Here is a 20000-nt window from a genome sequence, read left to right as displayed (position 1 = left end):
TGCTACACCGGCGGCCAGGGAATGGCCGGCCACTCACCGCTCGGCTCAGGATGCTTTCCGGTGGCGAGGAGTTCGTCGACCCGCGCGCGCGTGGCGTCGAGTTCGGCGGGTGTGATGAGTACGGCGAGACGCGCGGCCAGGGCTCCCTCGGCGCCCAGCGCCTCCCTGAGGGCCTTGAGGACGTCGACCGCCTCCCCCGTCAGGGGCTCGCCCGCCCAGCCCCACAGAAGGGTGCGCAGCTTGTTGTCGACGTTGAAGGTGACGCCGTGGTCGATGCCGTAGAGGCGGTCCCCGGCGGGCAGCAGATGGCCGCCCTTGCGGTCCGCGTTGTTGATGACGGCGTCGAGGACGGCGAGCCGGCGCAGCCGTTCGTCGTCGGCGTGCACCAGGAGCGCGGTCCTGCCTTCGCCGACCTCGGCGAAGGCGATGGCCTTCCAGCCGGGCTCGGGTTCCTCGCCGTCGACCAGGGCGAGCAGCTCGGCGCCGGGCGCGCCCTCGATCCACAGCTGGACCATGCCCTCGCCGTAGGGTCCGTCGCGCAGCACGGTGGGCGGTACGAGGTCCCAGCCGGTCGCCTCGGACACCTCGTAGGCGGCGACCTCGCGCTGGGCGAGGGTGCCGTCCGGGAAGTCCCACAGGGGGCGCTCGCCGCGGACGGGCTTGTAGACGCAGAGGGCCTCCTGGCCGTCGTGGGTGACGGAGCAGTACAGCACCGCGTTGGAGGCGTCCCGGATCTGTCCGCGCACCGTCAGCTCACCGAGGGTGAGCAGTTCTGCCGTGGTCACGCTCCGCGGCGGTATCCGTTCTGGCGCGGACATACGTGTCCTTCCGGGTCGAGCGGGAGACTGCACAGCGGGCAGGGCGGCCGTCCGGCGTTGACGACGTCCAGGGCCCGCTTGGCGAAGGCCCTGGCCTGTACGCCGGTGAGCCGGACCCGCAGCATCGGGGGGCCGTTCTCCTCGTCCTGGAGGAGGCGTTCCTCGGCCTCGGCGAGGTCCTCGTCGGAGTCGGCGTCGAGCTCCACGAGGGCCTGGGCCTCGACGATCATGCGCTGTTCCTCACCGTCCCAGGCCAGCGCCATGGTGCCGACGCGGAACTCCTCCTCGACGGGGGCGTCCAGCGGGGCGGTGTCGGAGATCTCGGTGGGCGCCATGGCCGGCACGGAGGCGTTGCCGCCGCTGCGCCGCACGACCTCGTCGAGCAGTTCGTCCATGCGTTCGGCGAGGGCGGCGACCTGGGTCTTCTCCAGGGCCACACTGGTCACCCGGGAGCCGGCGGTGGCCTGGAGGAAGAACGTACGGCGTCCGGGCAGCCCGACCGTACCGGCCACGAAGCGGTCCGGGGGGTCGTAGAGGAACACCTGACGGGACACGTCCTGTCTCCTGGAATCGTGGATGGGTGCGCCGCGCTTGCGACCGCTTCACCCTACTGCGCCCGACGATCACGGTGCGCCCGCACCACCCCCGACCGGGGCGTCGTCCGCCGGGGGCACCTCGCGCGGCGCCAGGGACGCGAAATCACCGGTGTCGCCGAGGCGTACGAGAAATGGGCGCAGACGGGTGTAACGGATCGCGGTGATGGAACACGGTTCGACGGAGATCCTCTGGAAGAGGTCGAGATGGAGTCCGAGCGCGTCCGCGACGAGCGACTTGATGATGTCGCCGTGCGAGCACATGAGGTAGACGGCGTCGGCGCCGTGGTCGCGCTCCACGCGCGCGTTCCACTCCCGTACGGCCTCGGCGGCGCGGGTCTGCATCGCGCGCATCGACTCGCCGCCGGGGAACGCGGCCGCGGAGGGGTGGGCCTGGACGACCTCCATCAGGGGCTCGTCCCCGAGTTCGGCGAGCTTGCGGCCGGACCAGTCGCCGTAATGGCACTCCCCGATCCGCTCGTCGGTGTGCGCGGTGAGTCCGGGCCGGGCGTCCAGGAGGGGCTGGAGGGTCTCCTGGCAGCGCTGGAGGGGGCTGCTGACGATCTCGGCGAGGGGCAGGGCGGCGAGCCGCTGGGGCAGCGCGGCGGCCTGCGTCCGGCCGCGCTCGTCCAGGGCGACACCGGGTGTCCACCCGGCGAGCAGTCCCTCGGTGTTGGCGGTGGATCGTCCGTGCCGGACGAGGATCAGCGTGGGCATGCGGCCCAGGGTAGGCGCACGCGCGTGTGCGCCGACGGGCGAGTGACGGGAGAATACGCACCGTGATCGTGGACTGTGCCGTCTACCGCGACGGGCACCGCACCGAGGGACCCGACGACCTGTCCGACGCCCTCGCCGAGGCCCGGGCCGCGGGCGGGTTCGTCTGGATCGGGCTGCACGAGCCGTCGGAGCGGGAGTTCGCTCTCGTCACCCAGGAGTTCGGGCTGCACCCACTGGCCGTCGAGGACGCCCTGAAGGCCCATCAGCGGCCCAAACTGGAGGTCTACGACGACTCGCTGTTCCTCGTCCTGAAGCCGGTGGTCTACGAGCCCAAGAGCGACCGGGTGTCCAGCGGCGAGGTCATGCTGTTCCTCGGCGACTCCTTCGTGGTGACCGTCCGGCACGGCGAGGGCGCCCCGCTGAAGGCCGTACGGCGCCGTCTGGAGCAGGAGCCGGACCTGCTCCACAAGGGCCCCACAGCGGTCCTCTACGCGGTCTCGGACGCCGTCGTCGACCACTACGTGGAGGTCGCGACCGAGCTCCAGACGGACCTGGAGGAGCTGGAGGCGGAGGTCTTCTCGCCGGACGGGGGCGGCGGCTCGCGGCACACCGCGTCGCGGATCTACACCTTCAAGCGGCAGATCCTGGAGTTCCGCCGGGCGACCGGCCCCCTGGCGCTGCCGCTGACCCGGCTGGCGGGGATCGGCCAGTTCGGCGGCTCGGTGCCGTTCGTCAGCGAGAAGGCGCGGCCCTTCTTCCGTGACGTCAACGACCACCTCACGCGCGTGAACGAGTCCGTGGAGGGCCTGGACCGGCTGGTGTCGGACATCCTGTCGGCGCATCTGGCGCAGATGAGCGTCCGGCAGAACGACGACATGCGGAAGATCTCCGCGTGGGCGGCCATGGCCGCGATCCCCACGATGATCGCGGGGATCTACGGCATGAACTTCGACCACATGCCGGAGCTGCACTGGGTGTGGTCGTATCCGGCGGTGGTCGCGCTGATGGCCGCCCTGGAGGTGCTGCTGTACCGGACGTTCAAGCGCCGGGGCTGGCTCTAGACCGTCGGTTCAGGCGAACTCGGGGGCCGCGGTGGCCGGGCCGCCGAGCGCGTCGCGTCGTTCGGGCATGTTCAGGGACACCATCCGGCGCCAGCCGGCGGCCCGTTCGTAGGCGTACACGGCGTGGATGCCCGCGGCCAGGACCGCCGCCTTGGCCCTCGGCCAGCCCAGGATGCGGCCCATGTGGGCCATGACGGCGAGGCTGACGTCCCGGTAGACGCGGATCTCGGCGAGGGCGCACTCCCTGAGGATGCGCTGGATGTCCCGGCCGTGGCCCGCGCGCGCGAAGCGCAGCAACTCCTCGTGGCAGTAGGCGAGGTGGTTGTCCTCGTCACTCGAGATCATCTTCACCGCGCGGCCGAGTTCGGGGTGGTCGGCGAAGTGCTTGCGCAGCAGCTCCATCTGCTCGGAGGCGCGCTGCTCGGTGACGCGGCTGTGGGCGAGGTAGGTGACGATGTCCCGCACGGTCAGCGGCTGGTCGGCCTTGAGCTTGTCGTGGGCGAGACCGATGCCGTGCTGCTCCAGGAGCATCGTGTAGTCGGTCTCGGGGGGCACCGGGGCGGGGTCGAGGCCGCGCTTCTTCATCAGGGCGTTGAAGATCCGGCCGTGTTTGTCCTCGTCGGCGCCGTGCCGGGTGATCTTGGGGGCGAGTTCGCGCTCGCTCTCCGGGACGAGCGCGGCGATGCGGGCGTTCTCCCAGCCGCCCTGCGACTCGCCGCTGGCGGCGACGGAACAGAACAGCCGGAAGGAATCGTCGTTGTCGAGGATCTCGGTGAACAGACTCTTGGCCGAAAGCATCGTGGGCACCTCTCTGCGGGGCTCCGCGGCACTCCGCAAAGAACGAGTCAAATGCGGCGAGAGAGGTGCTGCAACAGCTGTGTCGGACAACTCCGCCAAAAGGAGGACCCACGGGGTCACGTCGGGGGCGTAACCCGGCGGGCACGCGCGCGTTGTTCTGCGTGACGGCCGTGGCGGGGAAGACCCCCGAGCCCCCACCACGGCCGCAGAAACTTCCGACCTCCTGAAGCCGGTGTTACGCGAGCCCGGCCCGCTCCAGGGCCTCGGCCCCGGCGCGCAGCGCGGTGATCCGCTCGTCGAGCGTGAACCCGGCGGGAGCGAGGCTCAGCGAGGTGACACCGGCCGCGGCGTACTCCTTCATCCGGTCCGCGATGCGGTCCACGGAGCCCAGCAGCGTCGTCTGGTCGATCAGGTCGTGCGGGATGGCGGCCGCGGCGCCCTGCTTGTCGCCCGCGAGGTACTTCTCCTGGACCTCGGCGGCGGCCGCCTCGAAGCCCATGCGCTGGGCGAGCTGGTTGTAGAAGTTCTGCTTGGCGCTGCCCATGCCGCCGACGTAGAGCGCGGTGTAGGGGCGGAAGGTGTCGGCGAGCGTCGCCACGTCCTTGTCCTCGCCCAGGGCGAGCGGCACCGTCGGGTGGACGTCGAAGCCTTCGAGACTCTTCCCCGCCTTCTCGCGCCCGGCCCGCAGGTATTTGATCGTGGTCTCCTCCAGGTGCGCGGCGGAGGGGAAGATCAGCAGGGCGCCGTCGGCGATCTCGCCGGTCTGCTCCAGGTTCTTGGGGCCGATCGCGGCGATGTAGAGCGGGATGTGCTCGCGCTCCGGGTGCACGGTCAGCTTGAGCGGCTTCCCCGGGCCGCCGGGCAGCGGCAGCGTCCAGTGCGTGCCCTCGTACGACAGCCGCTCGCGGGTCATCGCCTTGCGCACGATCTCCACGTACTCACGCGTGCGGGCCAGCGGCTTGTCGAACTTGACGCCGTACCAGCCCTCGGAGACCTGGGGGCCCGAGACACCGAGGCCGAGGCGGAAGCGGCCGCCGGAGAGCGAGTCGAGGGTGGCGGCGGTCATCGCGGTCATCGCCGGCTGGCGGGCCGGGATCTGGAAGATGGCCGAGCCGACATCGATGCGCTCGGTCTGCGCCGCGACCCAGCTGAGCACGGTGGCCGCGTCGGAGCCGTAGGCCTCGGCGGCCCAGCACACGGCGTACCCGAGGCGGTCGGCCTCCTGGGCGACGGCGAGATTGTCCGCGTCCATTCCGGCGCCCCAGTAACCGAGGTTGATGCCGAGCTGCATGGCCGATTCCCCTTACCGATCAGTAACGTCCCTTGTGGGCTGACCTTAGCGCGGGGTCATGGATCGGGGCAGTTCGCGGTCGTGTTCTTCCGCCCACAGGAACCCCCGGAACGATCAGGGAAACTGGTTGTCCACAGGCCCCCACACCTCTGGTTCAGGCCAGTAATGTCGGCGCTCATGGAGCAGAGGCATCTCGGCCGCACCGGCCTGCGCGTGTCCCGTATCGGACTCGGCACCCTCACGTGGGGCAGGGACACCGACGAGCACGACGCCGCGGACCTCTTGAAGACGTTCTGGGAAGCGGGCGGGAGCCTCGTCGACACGGCGGACGTGTACGGCGACGGGGAGGCGGAGTATCTGCTCGGACGCCTCATAGAAGGGCTGGTCCCGCGCCGGGACCTGGTCATCTCCACCAAGGCGGGCAGCGTCCCGGACCCGGACCGCCGCGTCGACGGCTCGCGCGGCCATCTGCTCTCCGCGCTCGACGCCTCGCTGGCCCGGCTCGGCACCGACTACGTCGACGTGTGGCACGTCCACGCCTACGACCCCGACACCCCGCTGGAGGAGACCCTCCAGGCGCTCGACCTGGCGGTCGGCAGCGGGCGCGCGCGCTATGCCGCCGTCTCCAACTTCTGCGGCTGGCAGCTCGCCAAGGCCGCGACCTGGCAACTGGCGGCACCGGGCACCCGGACCCGGCTGGCCGCCACGCAGCTGGAGTACTCGCTGCTCCAACGGGGCGTGGAGCGCGAGGTGCTGCCCGCCGCGCTGGACCTGGGCATCGGTCTGCTGCCCTCCTCCCCGCTGGGGCGGGGGGTGTTGACGGGCAAGTACCGGGGGGAGGCCACGCCCGTCGACTCGCGGGGCGCCTCCGACCATCTGGCGCCGTTCGTCGCGCCGTACCTCGACGAAACGGCGAGCCGCATCGTGGACGCCGTACAGACCGCGGCCGACGGGCTCGCCGTGACCCCGCTCCAGGTGGCCCTCGCCTGGGTCCGCGACCGGCCCGGGGTGACCGCGCCGATCGTCGGCGCGCGCAACGCGCAGCAGCTCACGGCGGCATTGTCAGTGGAGGCCCTTAGTCTTCCTGACGAGATCTGCCGGGCGCTCGACGACGTGTCGGCGCCCGTGCACCGCTATCCCGATCACGACTGGAGCACGCTGTGAGCACGGAGCCGGGGCCCACGGAGGAGACCGAGCCGAACACGCCGGAGCCCGCTGAGGGCACCGCGGCCGAAGCGGCCGACGACGCCGGCACGGACGCGGTGACCGACGCGGACGGGGCGGAGCCGACGGGCGCCGCCGCCGAGACCGACGCGGACGCGGACGCTGACAAGGCCACCGACGAAGCCACCGACGAGGCAACCGACGAGGCTTCCACGGCTGACGGCGAGCAGGGTGAGGGCACGGCAGGCGGGGAGGGCGCTGCCGCCGCGCAGTTGTCCGAGGCCGAGGCCGAGCTCGCGGCGCAGAAGCTCGAACGGGAGCGGATCGAGCGGCGCAAGGCCGAGAAGCAGGGGCCCGTCGAGGCGGGGGCGAAGCTCAGCGGGAAGGCCGCCGATCTGCTCGCCGCCGTGCGGGCGGTGGAGAGCGGCGCCAAGCCGGTCGCGGCGGTCTTCAGCGAGCCCCCGGCACCACGCAGGCCCGCCCCGGAACCCGTGCGACGCCCCCAGCCCGTCGCGGCGGACGCACCTACGGCCCCCGCCGCGCAGACCGTCGAGTCCGTGCGGAGCGTACTGGCCGAGGGCGGCGCCCCTGAAGCACTCGTCCCGCAGGTCGCCGCGGGGCTGGGAGAGGGTGCGGCCGAGCAGTTGCGCGCCGATCCCTGGCTGTTGCTGCGCGTCACCGGTGTACGGCCGGAGCAGGCCGACGGGTTCGCGCGGGCGCTGCTCGGCGAAGAGTGCGGCCCGGACGACGAGCGCCGGGGCCGTGCCGTGACCGTCTGGCTCCTGGAGCAGGCCGCGCTGGCCGGGCACACGGCGCTCGAACTGCCCACGCTCGTCGCCGCGCTGGGCAAGCAGGGCGTGCCGGACGCCGACGCCGCCGTGCAGAACACCCTCGCGGAGGGCGAGGCCCTGGTCTTCCAGGACGCCCTCGACCCCCGGGCCCCGGAGCCCGAAGGGGAGGACGAGGAGCGTCCGGTGCGGATCCTGGTCGGTCTGGAGCGGTACGCGATGGCGGAGGAGAGCCTCGCCGACGGCCTGGGCCGGCTGATCAACTCGGCGCCCAAACAGGACGGTTCGGCCGAGGACTGGGAGCATGCCGCCGCCTCCGCGCCGGGCTCGGCCGGTGAGCTGATCCGCGCGGTCGCGGGCCACGGCCTGGTCCTGCACACCGGCGGCGAGGCGTCCCTGGCGGAACCGGCGGCACTGCTGCGAGCCGCGGAGCGCCTCGGCCTGCGCGCCTGGGCGGCGGCCCACGGCCCCCTGGGGCGGGACCGTTTCGCGGCCCTGGCGACCCCGGCCGAGGCGGCCACCGTCGTCACGGTCGGCGGCCTCCTCTCCGGCACCGAGGGCCCCGGCCGGGACACCGACGGCGCCTTGGACCTGGACCTCCTCGTCGTCCTGGACGCACCCCAGCTGGACGTGGAGACGGCGGCGCTGCTCACGGAGTCGTTGCCGGACGGGGCGCGGCTGCTGCTGGCCGGGGATCCGGCGGTGCTGTGGTCGGCGGGGCCCGGCCGGGTCTTCGCCGATCTGCTGGCCGCGCGGGTCTGCCCCCAGGTCGCCTCCCGGCTCCCCGACCCCGGGCCGCTCGGCGAGCTGGTCTCCGGCATCGGCATCGGCGAGCTGAACCAGGTCGAGGCCCCCGGCAAGGAGATCGTGATCGTGCCGGTGCGGGACGCGGGCGAGGCCGTGCACCGGACCGTGCAGCTGGTCGCCGACTCCGTGCCCCGGGCGATCGGCGTCCCCGCCGAGGACACCCAGGTGATCACGCCGGGCCACGGCGGAGCGGCGGGCACCCGCGCCCTCAACACGGCCCTCAAGGAACGCCTCAACCCGGGCCCGGGCCGCTTCGGCGGCTTCGACCCCGGCGACCGCGTCGTCTACTCCCCCGCACCGGGCCGCACCCTGCCGGGCCATGTGGTGAAGGCGGACGCCGAGGGCCTGCACCTGAGCTGCTCGGGCGAGAGCGTCGTCGTCCCGAAAGACCGGGTGGAACACACCGTCCGCCACGGCTGGGCCCTGACCGCACACCAGGCGGCCTCCGGCCGCTGGCCTGCCGTGGTCGTGGTCCTCCCGGGCGACGCCACCCAGTCCCTCACCCGCCCCTGGGTCTACACGGCTTTCGGCAGGGCCGCCCGCCACCTCTCGGTCGTCCACGGCGCGGAACAGGCCCTCCCGAAGGCAGTGGCCGAAATCCAGCCGAAGCCCCGCACAACCCGTCTTCCGGTACTTCTGAGCCCACAGTCAGGCCAGCCCGCCTAAGGGGCGCGGGGAGCCCCCACGGCGCACCCGTGCAAAAACCCGCGGCGGTCACGGAAACCGAACCTCCGTGACCGCCGCCGCTCAAGCCCGGCACTCGGCTAAGCGCGCCGCTCCAGATCCCCGTCCTCGTCCAGATCCGTATCGAGCTCGTCCAGCTCGTCGTCGATCTCCTCGTCGAAGACCGCGCTCACATCGAACCGGCACACCACCTGCTGCGCATCCACGCCCTCGAAGGGCTCCTCCAGCCACTCCCCGGGATCGGCCGGTTCGTCCGCCGCCGTGACCCAGAGCGTGGAGTCGCCCTCCTCAAGGCCGAACTCCTTGTGCCGCGACGCGATCTCGTCCGGCTCGTACTCACCGAACAGCAGCCCCAGCGCCCCGTGCACCGTGCCGGAGGCCTCCGCGTCGGAGTCCGCCGCCTCGATGCGCTGGGCCTGCGCCAGGAGCCGCTGCGGCTCCGCGACCGCGTAGTCACGGCGGATCAGCACGCTCAGCGCGTTGGGTTCCTCGGGGCCCGCGTACGGGGGCAGTTCTTCCTCCCCGCCGGGGATCTCGAAAGGCGTCACCTCGTCATAGCGGTCGTAGAGCAGCTCGTCGTACGCCTCGGCGGCCGCGGCGAGTTCGTTGAACGCCTCGTAGACGGCCTGGTCGTCCTCCCCCGACCGGCGTTCGACCGCGGCCAGGTGGCGGTCGAGCGCGGTCTTGACCGCCTCGGCGGCGGCACGTACCTCGGCAGCGGTGGGCTGCACAGCATCAGACATAGTGCAGACGCTATCCGTACCGAGCCCCAGCCCGCACAATAGATGCGATGCCGGAATACGAATTTGTCGACGTGTACGTGCCGCGCGGGGTCTCCCGCAAGGACGCCACACGTCTGCTGACGGACCATGCCGAGTACGGACACTGGGAGTTGGACCGCCTGAGCCTGCTGCGTGACGGAAGCCGCAGGGTGCGGCTGCGCCGCAGGATCATCCGCCAGGTGCGGGCCACTTGGTGAGGTGAAGCCAGGGAAACGGAGCGGGCCCCGCAGCTGCGGGGCCCGCTCCGTTCTGTGTGTGATCCATCACGCCGAGGCGCGTGCCTTGCGGTAGAGCACCGCGCCCGCCAGCAGCGCGCCCGCGCCGACCGGCAGGGTGAGACCCAGCGGGAGGTCGCTGCCCGTGTGGGCGAGCTGGGCGGTCCCGCGGGGCTGGGTGACGGTCTGGGTCCCCGGGTGGCTGCCGCCCGAGGTCCCGCCACCGGGTGTCTCGACGCCCGAGGAGGGCGGCGCGCCCGGAGTGCCGGGCCGGCTTGGCTCCACCGGGTTTCCGGGATTACCGGGAGTGCCTGGGTTACCAGGGGTGCCAGGGTTCCCGGGCGTACCGGGGTTACCGGGCGTACCGGGGTTCCCGGGGTTGCCGGGAGGCGGCGTCTGGTGGTCGCCGCCGCCACCGGGCGGCGTGCCCGGGTGGCCACCCCCGTGATCACCGCCGTAGCCGCCACCGTTGCCGCACTCGTTGCCCGTGGTGGAGTTGCCGATGCCGATGACGTCGACGCTGTTGCCGCAGACGTTGACCGGCGCGTCGATCGGCGCCTCGACATGGTTGCCGGAGCCGACGCCCGGCGAGTCCGAGGCGTGCCCGCCGGACGACGAACCGCCCCCGGAACCTGCGTGTCCCCCATGTCCGCCGGAACCGTGCCCACCGGAGCCGGACGAGCCGCTCTGGTTGGCGCACTTGTTGCCGGCCGCCGGGTTGAGCACCCCGACGACGTCGACCGTGTTGCCGCACACGTTCACCGGCGCGTGCACCGGTGCCTGCACCGTGTTGCCCGACAGCACGCCGGGTGAGTGGGACGCGGAGCCGCTCGCCCCCGAGTCGGCGTGGGCGGCGCCCCCGGCCGCGGCGATCACGCCCGTGGCCGCCGCCACCGTCATCAGGCCTTTGCGGGTGACCTGTCGCATTTCCTGAATTCCCCCTGCCTTCGTTTCCGACCTGCGATCCTCGTGAAAAGACCGGTCGGCCCCGGAGCGCATGGCGCGCGCTCCGAGGCCGACGGACGTGGAATTGACCCTCAGTGGATCGGCGTCACTTGTTGATGCAGGTGTTGCCGAAGGCGGGGTTCAGCACGCCGATCACGGAGATCGTGTTGCCGCACACGTTCACCGGGACGTGGACGGGCACCTGGACGACGTTGCCGGACAGGACACCCGGGGAGTGCACGGCGGCACCCTGAGCACCCGCGTCGGCGACAGCGAGGCCCGCGCCGGCGAGAACGAGGCCACCAGTGGCAGCCGCAGCGGCGACGACCTTCTTGATCATTATTCCTCCTTGTTGGCAAAAGCGATCTGGTGTTGCCGATCGCATCACCTGTAACGAGGAGGGAGTAATGGAGCTACGAGCTTATGAGCGCATTCACCCTTCTCAGTCGCAGTCGTACGCGCGCCCGATAAGCAACGTCAACGTCAGGACGCGTCGATGAAACGGTCCAGCACCCGCACGCCGAACTTCAGCCCCTCCACGGGCACCCGCTCGTCGATGCCGTGGAACATGCCCGCGAAGTCGAGCTCGGGCGGCAGCTGGAGCGGCGCGAAGCCGAAGCAGCGGATGCCGAGGTCGTCGAAGGACTTGGCGTCGGTGCCGCCCGAGAGCATGTAGGGCACGGCCTTCGCGATCGGGTCCTCGGCGCTCAGCGCGGTCTGCATGGCGTCGACGAGCCGGCCGTCGAAGTCGGTCTCCAGCGCCTTGTCGCCGTGCACGTCCTCGCGGCGCACGCGCGGGCCGAGGATGCGGTCGAGGTCGGCGAGGAACTCCTCCTCGTAGCCGGGCAGGAAGCGGCCGTCGACGTGGGCGGTGGCCTGGCCGGGGATGACGTTGACCTTGTAGCCGGCGCCGAGCATGGTCGGCGCCGCCGAGTTCTGGAGCGTCGCGCCGACCATCTTGGCGATGCCGCCGAGCTTGGCGAGGGTCTCGTCCATGTTCTCGGGGTCCAGCTCGGTGCCGAGGGCGTCGGAGAGCTCGTCGAGGAAGGAGCGCACGGTCTTGGTGACCCGCACCGGCCACTTGTGCCGCCCGAGCCGGCCGACGGCCTCGCACAGCTCGGTGATGGCGTTGTCGGTGTTGGTCATCGAGCCGTGGCCGGCGGTGCCGTCCACGGTGAGCCGCATCCAGTGCATGCCCTTCTGGGCGGTCTCGACCAGATAGAGCCGCAGGTTCTCGTTGACGGTGAAGGAGAACCCGCCGACCTCGCCGATCGCCTCGGTGACGCCCTCGAAAAGGTCGGGGTGCTTGTCGACGAGGTACCGGGCGCCGTACGTGCCGCCGGCCTCCTCGTCGGCGAGGAAGGCGAGGACGATGTCGCGCGGGGGCTTGCGCCCGCTGCGCAGCCGGTCGCGGACGACCGCGAGGGTCATCGCGTCCATGTCCTTCATGTCGACGGCGCCCCGGCCCCATACGCACCCGTCCGCGACCTCACCGGAGAACGGGTGGTGGGTCCAGTCCGCCGCGTTGGCCGGTACGACGTCGGTGTGGCCGTGGATGAGCAGCGCGGGCTTGGAGGGGTCCTCACCCTCGATGCGGGCGACCGTGGAGGCACGCCCCTGGTGCGATTCGAAGATCTGCGGGTCGAGGCCCACCTCGGCGAGCTTCTCGGCGACGTACTCGGCCGCCTTGCGCTCGCCCGGCCCCGAGTGGTCGCCGTAGTTGCTGGTGTCGATCTGGATCAGCTCGCGGCAGAGGTCCACGACCTCGTCCTCGCCGGTGACGTGCCTGGTCGTGTCCGTCCCGCTCACGCTGGTTCCTCCCGCTGTACCTGCTGGTGGTTCCCCTCATCCTCTCTCTCCGACCGGCTGTGCCCAAGACCGGACCCGGTCCGTCACACGCCGTTCACGCGGGAGCGAGGGGGTGATCGGAGCACCTCGAAAGCCTGGTAATGTTTTCTCTGTCGCCGCGAGGGAAACCCGCGCGACAGACACCTTGTCCGGGTGGCGGAATGGCAGACGCGCTAGCTTGAGGTGCTAGTGCCCTTTATCGGGCGTGGGGGTTCAAGTCCCCCCTCGGACACCAGCTGAAACCCCTGTTGATCAGGGGTTTTTTGCTTTTCCCCAACATTCGTGAAATCTCCGCCGCCAGGTCGGCAACCTCCGCGCCGTCCGCGGTGACCACTCCCTGACACACAGCACCATCCAGCACCCCCCTTCAGGGACGAACAGGGATGAAGCGGATGAGACGAGCACGTGCACGTTCCCCGAAGCTGTACGCGGCGATGGCCGGGCTTGGCCTGGTGGCCGCGGCCGGCACGGCCCTGGTGATGCCGGAGGCCTCCGCGGCCACCCCGGGCGCCACCGGCTACGCGACACAGAACGGCGGGACCACCGGCGGGGCGGGCGGGACGACCGTCAAGGCCACCACCGGCACCCAGATCCACCAGGCCCTGTGCGGCCGGGCCAGCAGCAGCACCCCGATCACCATCCAGGTCGAGGGCACCATCAACCACGCCAACACCAGCAAGGTCTCCGGCGGCAGCTGCAACACGGCGGACGGCGTGATCGAGCTGAAGCAGATCAGCAACGTCACGCTCGTCGGCGTGGGCAGCGGTGCCGTCTTCGACCAACTGGGCATCCACGTCCGGGAGTCCAGCAACATCATCATCCAGAACGTGACCGTCCAGAACGTCAAGAAGTCGGGCTCGCCCACCTCCAACGGCGGTGATGCCATCGGCATGGAGAGCGATGTCCACAACGTCTGGGTCGACCACGTCTCGCTCCTCGCCTCCGGCGGCGAATCGGAGGGCTACGACGGCCTGTTCGACCTGAAGGCCAACACCCAGTACGTCACGCTGTCGTACAGCACGCTGCGCAACTCGGGCCGCGGCGGGCTCATCAACTCCAGCGACAGCGACCTCTCCAGCAGCTATGTCACGTTCCACCACAACCTGTACGAGAACATCGACTCCCGTGCGCCCCTGCTGCGCGGCGGCACGGCGCACATGTACAACAACCACTACGTGAGCCTGAACGAGTCCGGCATCAACTCGCGGGCCGGCGCGAAGGCGAAGGTGGACAACAACTACTTCGAGGACTCCAAGGACGTCCTCGGCACCTTCTACACCGACCTCGCCGGGTACTGGCAGGTCAGCGGCAACGTCTTCGACAACGTGACCTGGTCCTCCCCCGGGGACGAGAACAACCCGGCGGGCCCGAACCCGGTGTCCAACACCTCGGTGAGCATCCCGTACGCCTACACCCTGGACCAGGCGTCCTGCGTCCCGGCGATCGTGGCCAAGACGGCGGGCGCGGGCAAGGGCCTCGCGGTGTCGGACGGCAGCTGCACGGCGACGACCCCCACGGCCACCGCGACGCCGACCGCCACGGCCACGCCCACGGCGACGCCCACCGCGACCGCCACCACGCCCACCGGCACCAACCTCAGCATCGGCGCGGGTTCCGACGGCTCCAGCAAGGCCGACGGCACCAGCTACGGCAACGTCCGTGACGGTGATACGAGCACCTACTGGTCCCCGAGCGGCTCGACCGGCAGCGTCTCCATCAAGTGGGGCTCGGCCACCACCGTCTCGAAGGCCGTCATCAAGGAGACCTCCGCCGCCGCGGGCCGCATCGGCTCCTGGCAGGTCCTCAACGGCGACACCGGCACGGTTGTGACCTCCGGCACCGGCGCGGGCACGATCTCCTTCGCCTCGACCTCGCTGAAGAAGCTCACCTTCGTGATCAGCAGCGCGAACGGCACCCCACAGGTCGCTGAATTCGAGACGTACGCCAAGTAAACAAAAGCACCAACTCCGCCTGTTCTCGGAGCTCTTGGGTGATGTGGGGCATGTCTCGTCCACCGCCGGGTTCCGCAGGTCAGACGGTGTGCGGCCCGTTCGGGTACCCACCCGGACGGGCCTCTCCAGTGGCTGCCCAAGGGGTCCGGACCTAGCGTCGTACTAAAATTTCCGGCTTGTTACGAGCTGGACCCGGACAACCCCAGGCAGACCTGCGGGCCCGCCAGCGCCCGGGGGCTCTCCGGATCGAGACGCGAGGACCGATGGCAGCCATTCACGAGAGCAGTGCTCTCGGCCTGCTCGACGAGGAGATCCGCGAGCGGTTCGGGGACACGGCACGTCTCTCCGGGGGGCCTGCGGCCTCTCCGCGCACGCTCGTCGACATCTTCGACGCGTCGGTGCGCGCCTACCCCGACGAGCCCGCCCTGGACGACGGCACGACCTGCCTCACCTACCGCGCGCTGGCCGTCGAGGTGGAGCGGCTGCGGCGCAGCCTCGCGGCGGCCGGGGTCGGGCTCGGGGACCGGGTGGGGGTGCGGGTTCCGTCCGGGACCAATGATCTCTACGTCGCCGTTCTCGCCGTACTGGCCGCCGGTGCCGCCTATGTGCCGGTGGACGCCGAGGATCCGGACGAGCGGGCCGAGCTGGTGTTCGGGGAGGCGCAGGTACGGGCCGTCATCGGGGCCCGGCACGAGCTGACCGTCACCGGGCGCGGTGAGACACCCGCCGCGCGGCCCGGGGTCGAGCACGACGCGTGGATCATCTTCACCTCCGGGTCCACCGGGAAGCCGAAGGGCGTCGCCGTCAGTCATCGCAGCGCCGCCGCGTTCGTGGACGCCGAGGCGGCACTGTTCCTCACCGACGAGCCCATCGCTCCGGGTGACAGGGTCATGGCGGGCCTGTCGGTCGCCTTCGACGCGTCCTGCGAGGAGATGTGGCTGGCGTGGCGGTACGGGGCCTGTCTGGTGCCGGTGCCGCGGGCGCAGGTCAGGAGCGGGGCCGATCTCGGGCCCTGGCTGGTCGAGCAGGAGATCAGCGTCGTGTCGACGGTGCCGACGCTCGCCGCGCTCTGGGAGCCGGAGACGCTCAACGACGTACGGCTGCTGATCTTCGGCGGTGAGGCCTGCCCGCCCGAGCTGGCGCAGCGGCTGGTGACCGAGGGGCGCGAGGTGTGGAACACCTACGGGCCGACCGAGGCGACCGTCGTGGCCTGCGCCGCGCTGATGACCGGCGAGGAGCCGATCCGGATCGGACTGCCGTTGCGCGGCTGGGAGTTGGCGGTCGTCGACGAGGCCGGCGAGCCCGTACCCATGGGCGCCAGTGGGCAGTTGGTGATCGGCGGGGTCGGGCTGGCGCGCTATCTGGACGCCGAGAAGGACGCGGAGAAGTACGCTCCGCTGGAGTCGCTGGGCTGGGAACGCGCGTACCGCAGCGGGGACCTGGTGCAGGCGGAGCCCGAGGGGCTCGTCTTCCTCGGGCGGGCCGACGAGCAGATCAAGCTCGGCGGGCGACGGATCGAGCTCGGTGAAGTCGACGCCGCGCTCCAGGCGTTGCCGGGTGTCGCCGGAGCCGCGGCCGCCGTACGGACCGCACGCGGCGGCAATCAGCTGCTGGTCGGCTATGTCGTCACGCAGGACGGCTGGGACCAGGCGGCGGCCGTGAAGAAGCTGCGTGCCGAACTGCCCGCCGCGCTGGTGCCGTTGCTCGCGCCGGTCGACGAGCTGCCGACGCGGACCTCCGGCAAGGTGGACCGCGACGCGCTGCCCTGGCCCCTGGAAGGGCTCGAAACAGGCGGTCCCAAGGAGCAGTTGTACGGCACCGAGGCCTGGCTCGCCGAGCAGTGGGCCGAGGTCCTCGGGATGCCGGTCGCCACTGCCCGCGACGACTTCTTCGCCATAGGCGGCTCCAGCCTGGCCGCCGCCCAGCTGACCACCCGGCTGCGCACCCGCTACCCGAGCGCGGCCGTCCTCGACATCTACCAGCAGCCCACCCTGCGGAAGCTGGCCCGCCACCTGGAGGAGTCCGCGCAGGACGACGGGGCCGCGCGGGTGATCGCGCCGGTGCCGCTCGGCGCCCAGGTGATCCAACTCCTCGTTCTGCTCCCCCTGTTCACCCTGCTGGGTCTGCGCTGGATGGTGCCGCTGGCTGCCCTCGGGAACCTCCTGCCTGCCTACGGCTGGCTGCCGTCCGCCTCCTGGTGGCTGGTCGGGGCCGGTGCCCTGCTGCTGTACAGCCCGCCCGGACGGCTCGCGATCGCCGCGGGCGGGGCCCGGCTGCTGCTGCGAGGCGTCCGGCCCGGCCGCTACAAGCGCGGAGGAAGCGTCCACCTGCGGCTGTGGACCGCCGAGCGGCTCGCCGAGTACACCGGGGCGACCTCGCTGACCGGCTCGTGGCTGGAGCGGTACGCGCGGGCGCTGGGCGCCAGGATCGGCCCGGACGTGGACCTGCACTCGCTGCCGCCGGTCACCGGCATGCTCAAGCTGGGCCGCGGCGCCGCGGTGGAGTCCGAGGTGGACCTGTCCGGCTGGTGGCTGGACGGCGACCGGCTGGAGATCGGCCCGGTCAGGGTGGGCGGGCACGCCGTCATCGGCACGCGCAGCATCCTGTTCCCGGGCTCCCGGGTCGGTAAGCGGGCCGAGGTGGCGCCGGGGTCCGCGGTCAGCGGGCAGATCCCGACCGGTCAGCGCTGGGCGGGCGCGCCCGCGGTCAAGCTCGGCAAGGCCAAGCGCAACTGGCCGAAGGAACGGCCGGTGCGGGGCACGTACTGGCGGGTGATGTACGGCGTCACCGGTCTCGCGCTCAGCCTGCTTCCCGCGCTGGCGGGCGGCGCCGCGTTCCTGGCGGCCCGGCCCTTCATCGCCGGGGACGCTCCTTTGTCGGGTGCGTTCCTCGCCCTCGTCCCGGCCACTCTCGCCTTCGGGCTCGCGTACGCGCTGGTGCTCCTGGTCGCCGTACGACTGCTGAGCCTGGGGTTGCGGGAGGGGACGTATCCGACGCACAGCCGGGTCGGATGGCAGGCGTGGACGGTCACGCAGCTGATGGACCGCTCGCGCGAGATGCTGTTCCCGCTGTACGCCGGGCTGGTCACGCCGGTGTGGCTGCGGCTGCTCGGGATGCGGATCGGGCGGGGTGCCGAGGTGTCGACCGTGCTGGCGCTGCCGAGTCTGACGACGGTCGGTGAGGGCGCGTTCCTGGCCGACGACACGCTGACCGCGCCGTACGAGCTGGGTGGCGGCTGGGTCAGGATCGGGCGGGCGGAGATCGGGCGGCGGGCGTTCCTCGGGAACTCCGGGATGACCGGGCCGGGGCGGACCGTGCCGGACGGCGGGCTGGTCGGGGTGCTGTCGGCGACGCCGAAGAAGGCGAAGAAGGGCACGTCGTATCTGGGGCTGCCGCCGGTGAAGCTGCCGCGCAGCGCGGCCGACAGCGACCAGAGCCGGACCTACGAGCCCTCGGCCCGGCTGTTGTGGGCGCGCGGGCTGGTGGAGCTGTGCCGGATCGTGCCCGTGTTCTGCTCGGCCGGGCTGGCCGTGCTGACGATCGCCGCGCTGAGCGTGCTGGGACCGTGGGCCTGGCTGCTCGCCGGAGTCGTCCTGCTCGCCGCCGGTGCGGCGGCGGGGCTGGTGTCGATGGCGGCGAAGTGGCTGCTCGTGGGGCGGCATCGCAGCGGGGAGCATCCGCTGTGGAGTTCCTTCGTGTGGCGCAACGAGCTGGCGGACACGTTCGTCGAGGTCGTGGCGGTGCCGTGGCTGGCGGGTTCGGTGCCGGGTACGCCGTTGATGACGGCGTGGCTGCGGGGGCTCGGGGCGCGGGTCGGCAAAGGTGTCTGGTTGGAGAGCTACTGGCTGCCGGAGACGGATCTGGTGACGCTGGAGGACGCGGTGACGGTGAACCGGGGCTGTGTGCTCCAGACGCACCTCTTCCACGACCGGATCTTGCGGACGGATACTGTGGTCCTCCGTGAGGGCGCGACGCTGGGTCCTGGCGGGATCGTGCTGCCCGGCAGCACGATCGGGGCCCGTACGACCCTGGGTCCCGCGTCGCTCGTCATGGCCGCGGAGTCCGTGCCGGACGACACCCGTTGGCTCGGCAATCCGATCGAGGCATGGCGTCCCTGAGCGCGGGCCGCTCAGAGCCCGTGGGCGACACTCTGAGTGGCAGTACGGCGCAGGGAGCAGAAGAGGCAGTGGCGGTTCAGCAGGCGGCGGGGTCCGACCCGTACTTCCCGGACAACGGTGACGCGCGCTACCGGGTGCACCGGTACGAGCTCGCGCTGGACTACCGTCCGGGCCCGAACCGGCTGTCCGGCACGGCCCGGATCAACGCCATAGCGGGCCGCTCGCCGCTCACCGAGTTCGTGCTCAATCTTGCCGACTTCAGGATCGGGCGGGTGCGGGTGGACGGGCGGCAGCCGCACTACTCGCACCGCGGCGGCAAGCTGCGGGTCCGCCCCGCGAAGCCTGTCCGCCCGGGGGCCGCCTTCACCGTCGAGGTGCACTGGTCGGGCAATCCCAAGCCGGTCAACAGCCCGTGGGGCGGCCTGGGTTGGGAGGAGCTGGAGGACGGGGCGCTGGTGGCGAGCCAGCCGATCGGGGCGCCGTCCTGGTATCCGTGCAACGACCGCCCGGCGGACAAGGCGTCGTACCAGATCTCGATCACGTCGCCGTCGGCGTACGCGGTGGTCGCGGGCGGCAGACTGCTGACCCGGACGACCCGTGCCTCCACGACGACCTGGGTGTACGAGCAGTCGGCGCCGACGTCGAGTTATCTGGTAGGGCTGGCGATCGGCAAGTACCAGACGGTGCTGCTGGGTGATCCGGGGCCCGGCGGGGTGCCGCAGCACGGGCACATCCCGGCGCAGCTGCTTCCCGAGTTCTCCCGGGACTTCGCGCGCCAGCCGCAGATGATGGACCTCTTCCAGGAGCTGTTCGGCCCGTACCCGTTCGACGAGTACGCGGTGGTGGTGACGGAGGAGGAGCTCGATGTGCCCGTGGAGGCACAGGGGTTGTCGCTCTTCGGCGCCAACCATGTGGACGGGGCGCGGGGTTCGGAGCGGCTGGTCGCCCATGAGCTGGCGCACCAGTGGTTCGGGAACAGTGTCTCGATCGCCGACTGGCGGCACATCTGGCTCAACGAGGGGTTCGCGAAGTACGCGGAGTGGCTGTGGTCGGAGCGCTCGGGCGGCCGTTCCGCCCAGCAACTCGCCGCCGCCGCGCACCGGTTGCTGTCGGGGCTGCCGCAGGATCTGCGGCTGGCCGACCCGGGCCGTAAGTCGATGTTCGACGACCGGCTCTACGAGCGCGGCGGGCTGACCCTGCACGCGGTGCGCTGCGCGATGGGCGACGAGCCCTTCTTCCGGATGCTGCGGGGCTGGGCGGGGCTGCACCGGGGTGGTGCGGTGACGACCACGGCGTTCACCGCGCATGCGGCCCGGTTCGCGCCCGAGCCGCTGGACGACGTGTTCGACGCGTGGGTGTTCGGGGCGGAGCTGCCTCCGCTGCCGATGCCGGAGACCCGGGCGGCCGGCTAGAGAATGG

Annotated in this window: 16 protein-coding genes and 1 tRNA gene; 8 read left to right on the top strand and 9 right to left on the bottom strand. The window is 71.5% G+C overall.

Annotated elements, in window-relative coordinates:
* Positions 1–2: 2 nt before the first annotated feature.
* The 3 genes from OG866_RS35035 to OG866_RS35025 form a co-directional block, all read right to left on the bottom strand.
* Positions 3–818 (bottom strand): SCO1664 family protein, encoded by an 816-nt coding sequence (locus OG866_RS35035; protein ID WP_329341041.1) that lies wholly within the window; start codon positions 816–818, stop codon positions 3–5.
* Positions 782–1372 (bottom strand): DUF3090 domain-containing protein, encoded by a 591-nt coding sequence (locus OG866_RS35030; RefSeq protein WP_329341039.1) that lies wholly within the window; start codon positions 1370–1372, stop codon positions 782–784. Before OG866_RS35030 ends, OG866_RS35035 begins: the two co-directional genes overlap by 37 nt.
* Before the next feature lie 69 nt (positions 1373–1441).
* Positions 1442–2128 (bottom strand): histidine phosphatase family protein, encoded by a 687-nt coding sequence (locus OG866_RS35025; protein WP_329341037.1) that lies wholly within the window; start codon positions 2126–2128, stop codon positions 1442–1444.
* A gap of 62 nt (positions 2129–2190) precedes the next feature.
* Here OG866_RS35025 and corA point away from each other — a divergent pair, with 62 nt between their 5' ends.
* Positions 2191–3189, top strand: coding sequence for a magnesium/cobalt transporter CorA (gene corA, locus OG866_RS35020; RefSeq protein ID WP_329341035.1), 999 nt, complete (start codon positions 2191–2193; stop codon positions 3187–3189).
* Between the two features lie 9 nt (positions 3190–3198).
* Here the strand turns inward: corA and OG866_RS35015 are convergent, their stop codons facing one another.
* Together OG866_RS35015 and OG866_RS35010 are read right to left on the bottom strand one after the other, a co-directional pair.
* Positions 3199–3987 carry a ferritin-like domain-containing protein gene (locus OG866_RS35015; RefSeq protein WP_329341034.1) on the bottom strand — a complete coding sequence of 263 codons (789 nt, stop codon included), beginning with the start codon at positions 3985–3987 and terminating at the stop codon, positions 3199–3201.
* Between the two features lie 235 nt (positions 3988–4222).
* Positions 4223–5278 carry an LLM class F420-dependent oxidoreductase gene (locus OG866_RS35010; RefSeq protein ID WP_329341032.1) on the bottom strand — a complete coding sequence of 352 codons (1056 nt, stop codon included), beginning with the start codon at positions 5276–5278 and terminating at the stop codon, positions 4223–4225.
* Positions 5279–5455: 177 nt separating this feature from the next.
* Between OG866_RS35010 and OG866_RS35005 the strand changes: the two genes are divergently transcribed.
* Positions 5456–6442, top strand: a complete 987-nt coding sequence (locus tag OG866_RS35005; RefSeq protein ID WP_329341030.1) for an aldo/keto reductase — start codon at positions 5456–5458, stop codon at positions 6440–6442.
* Positions 6439–8703 (top strand): helix-hairpin-helix domain-containing protein, encoded by a 2265-nt coding sequence (locus tag OG866_RS35000; protein ID WP_329341028.1) that lies wholly within the window; start codon positions 6439–6441, stop codon positions 8701–8703. The genes OG866_RS35005 and OG866_RS35000 overlap by 4 nt, the downstream gene beginning before the upstream one ends.
* 98 nt (positions 8704–8801) lie before the next feature.
* On the opposite strand, the gene OG866_RS34995 is transcribed toward OG866_RS35000, so the two are convergent.
* Positions 8802–9464: a hypothetical protein gene (locus OG866_RS34995; protein ID WP_329341027.1), complete on the bottom strand. Its 663-nt coding sequence runs from the start codon at positions 9462–9464 to the stop codon at positions 8802–8804.
* 47 nt (positions 9465–9511) lie between these two features.
* Between OG866_RS34995 and OG866_RS34990 the strand changes: the two genes are divergently transcribed.
* Positions 9512–9700, top strand: coding sequence for a DUF5703 family protein (locus OG866_RS34990; RefSeq protein WP_005485166.1), 189 nt, complete (start codon positions 9512–9514; stop codon positions 9698–9700).
* A gap of 66 nt (positions 9701–9766) precedes the next feature.
* On the opposite strand, the gene OG866_RS34985 is transcribed toward OG866_RS34990, so the two are convergent.
* The 3 genes from OG866_RS34985 to OG866_RS34975 all read right to left on the bottom strand — a co-directional run bounded on the left by OG866_RS34985 (position 9767) and on the right by OG866_RS34975 (position 12472).
* A complete protein-coding gene (locus OG866_RS34985; protein WP_329341024.1) occupies positions 9767–10645 on the bottom strand; it encodes a chaplin in 879 nt (292 codons plus the stop codon).
* A gap of 124 nt (positions 10646–10769) precedes the next feature.
* Positions 10770–11003, bottom strand: a complete 234-nt coding sequence (gene chpH / locus OG866_RS34980) for a chaplin ChpH (RefSeq protein WP_329341023.1) — start codon at positions 11001–11003, stop codon at positions 10770–10772.
* Between the two features lie 143 nt (positions 11004–11146).
* Entirely contained in the window at positions 11147–12472 is a 1326-nt protein-coding gene (locus OG866_RS34975) for a M20/M25/M40 family metallo-hydrolase (protein ID WP_059196582.1), read from the bottom strand.
* Positions 12473–12658: 186 nt separating this feature from the next.
* Here OG866_RS34975 and OG866_RS34970 point away from each other — a divergent pair.
* The 4 genes from OG866_RS34970 (at position 12659) to OG866_RS34955 (ending at position 19993) form a co-directional block, all read left to right on the top strand.
* Positions 12659–12746: transfer RNA gene (locus OG866_RS34970), tRNA-Leu, on the top strand.
* A gap of 157 nt (positions 12747–12903) precedes the next feature.
* Entirely contained in the window at positions 12904–14463 is a 1560-nt protein-coding gene (locus OG866_RS34965) for a pectate lyase family protein (RefSeq protein ID WP_329341020.1), read from the top strand.
* Positions 14464–14726: 263 nt separating this feature from the next.
* The gene (locus OG866_RS34960; protein WP_329341019.1) at positions 14727–18581 is read left to right on the top strand and encodes a Pls/PosA family non-ribosomal peptide synthetase; all 3855 of its coding nucleotides are present in this window, start codon (positions 14727–14729) and stop codon (positions 18579–18581) included.
* Between the two features lie 68 nt (positions 18582–18649).
* Entirely contained in the window at positions 18650–19993 is a 1344-nt protein-coding gene (locus OG866_RS34955; protein WP_329341018.1) for a M1 family metallopeptidase, read from the top strand.
* Positions 19994–20000: the final 7 nt, after the last annotated feature.

The organism is Streptomyces sp. NBC_00663, assembly GCF_036226885.1.
Lineage (GTDB): Bacteria > Actinomycetota > Actinomycetes > Streptomycetales > Streptomycetaceae > Streptomyces.
This window is presented reverse-complemented; position numbering and strand designations above follow the sequence as displayed.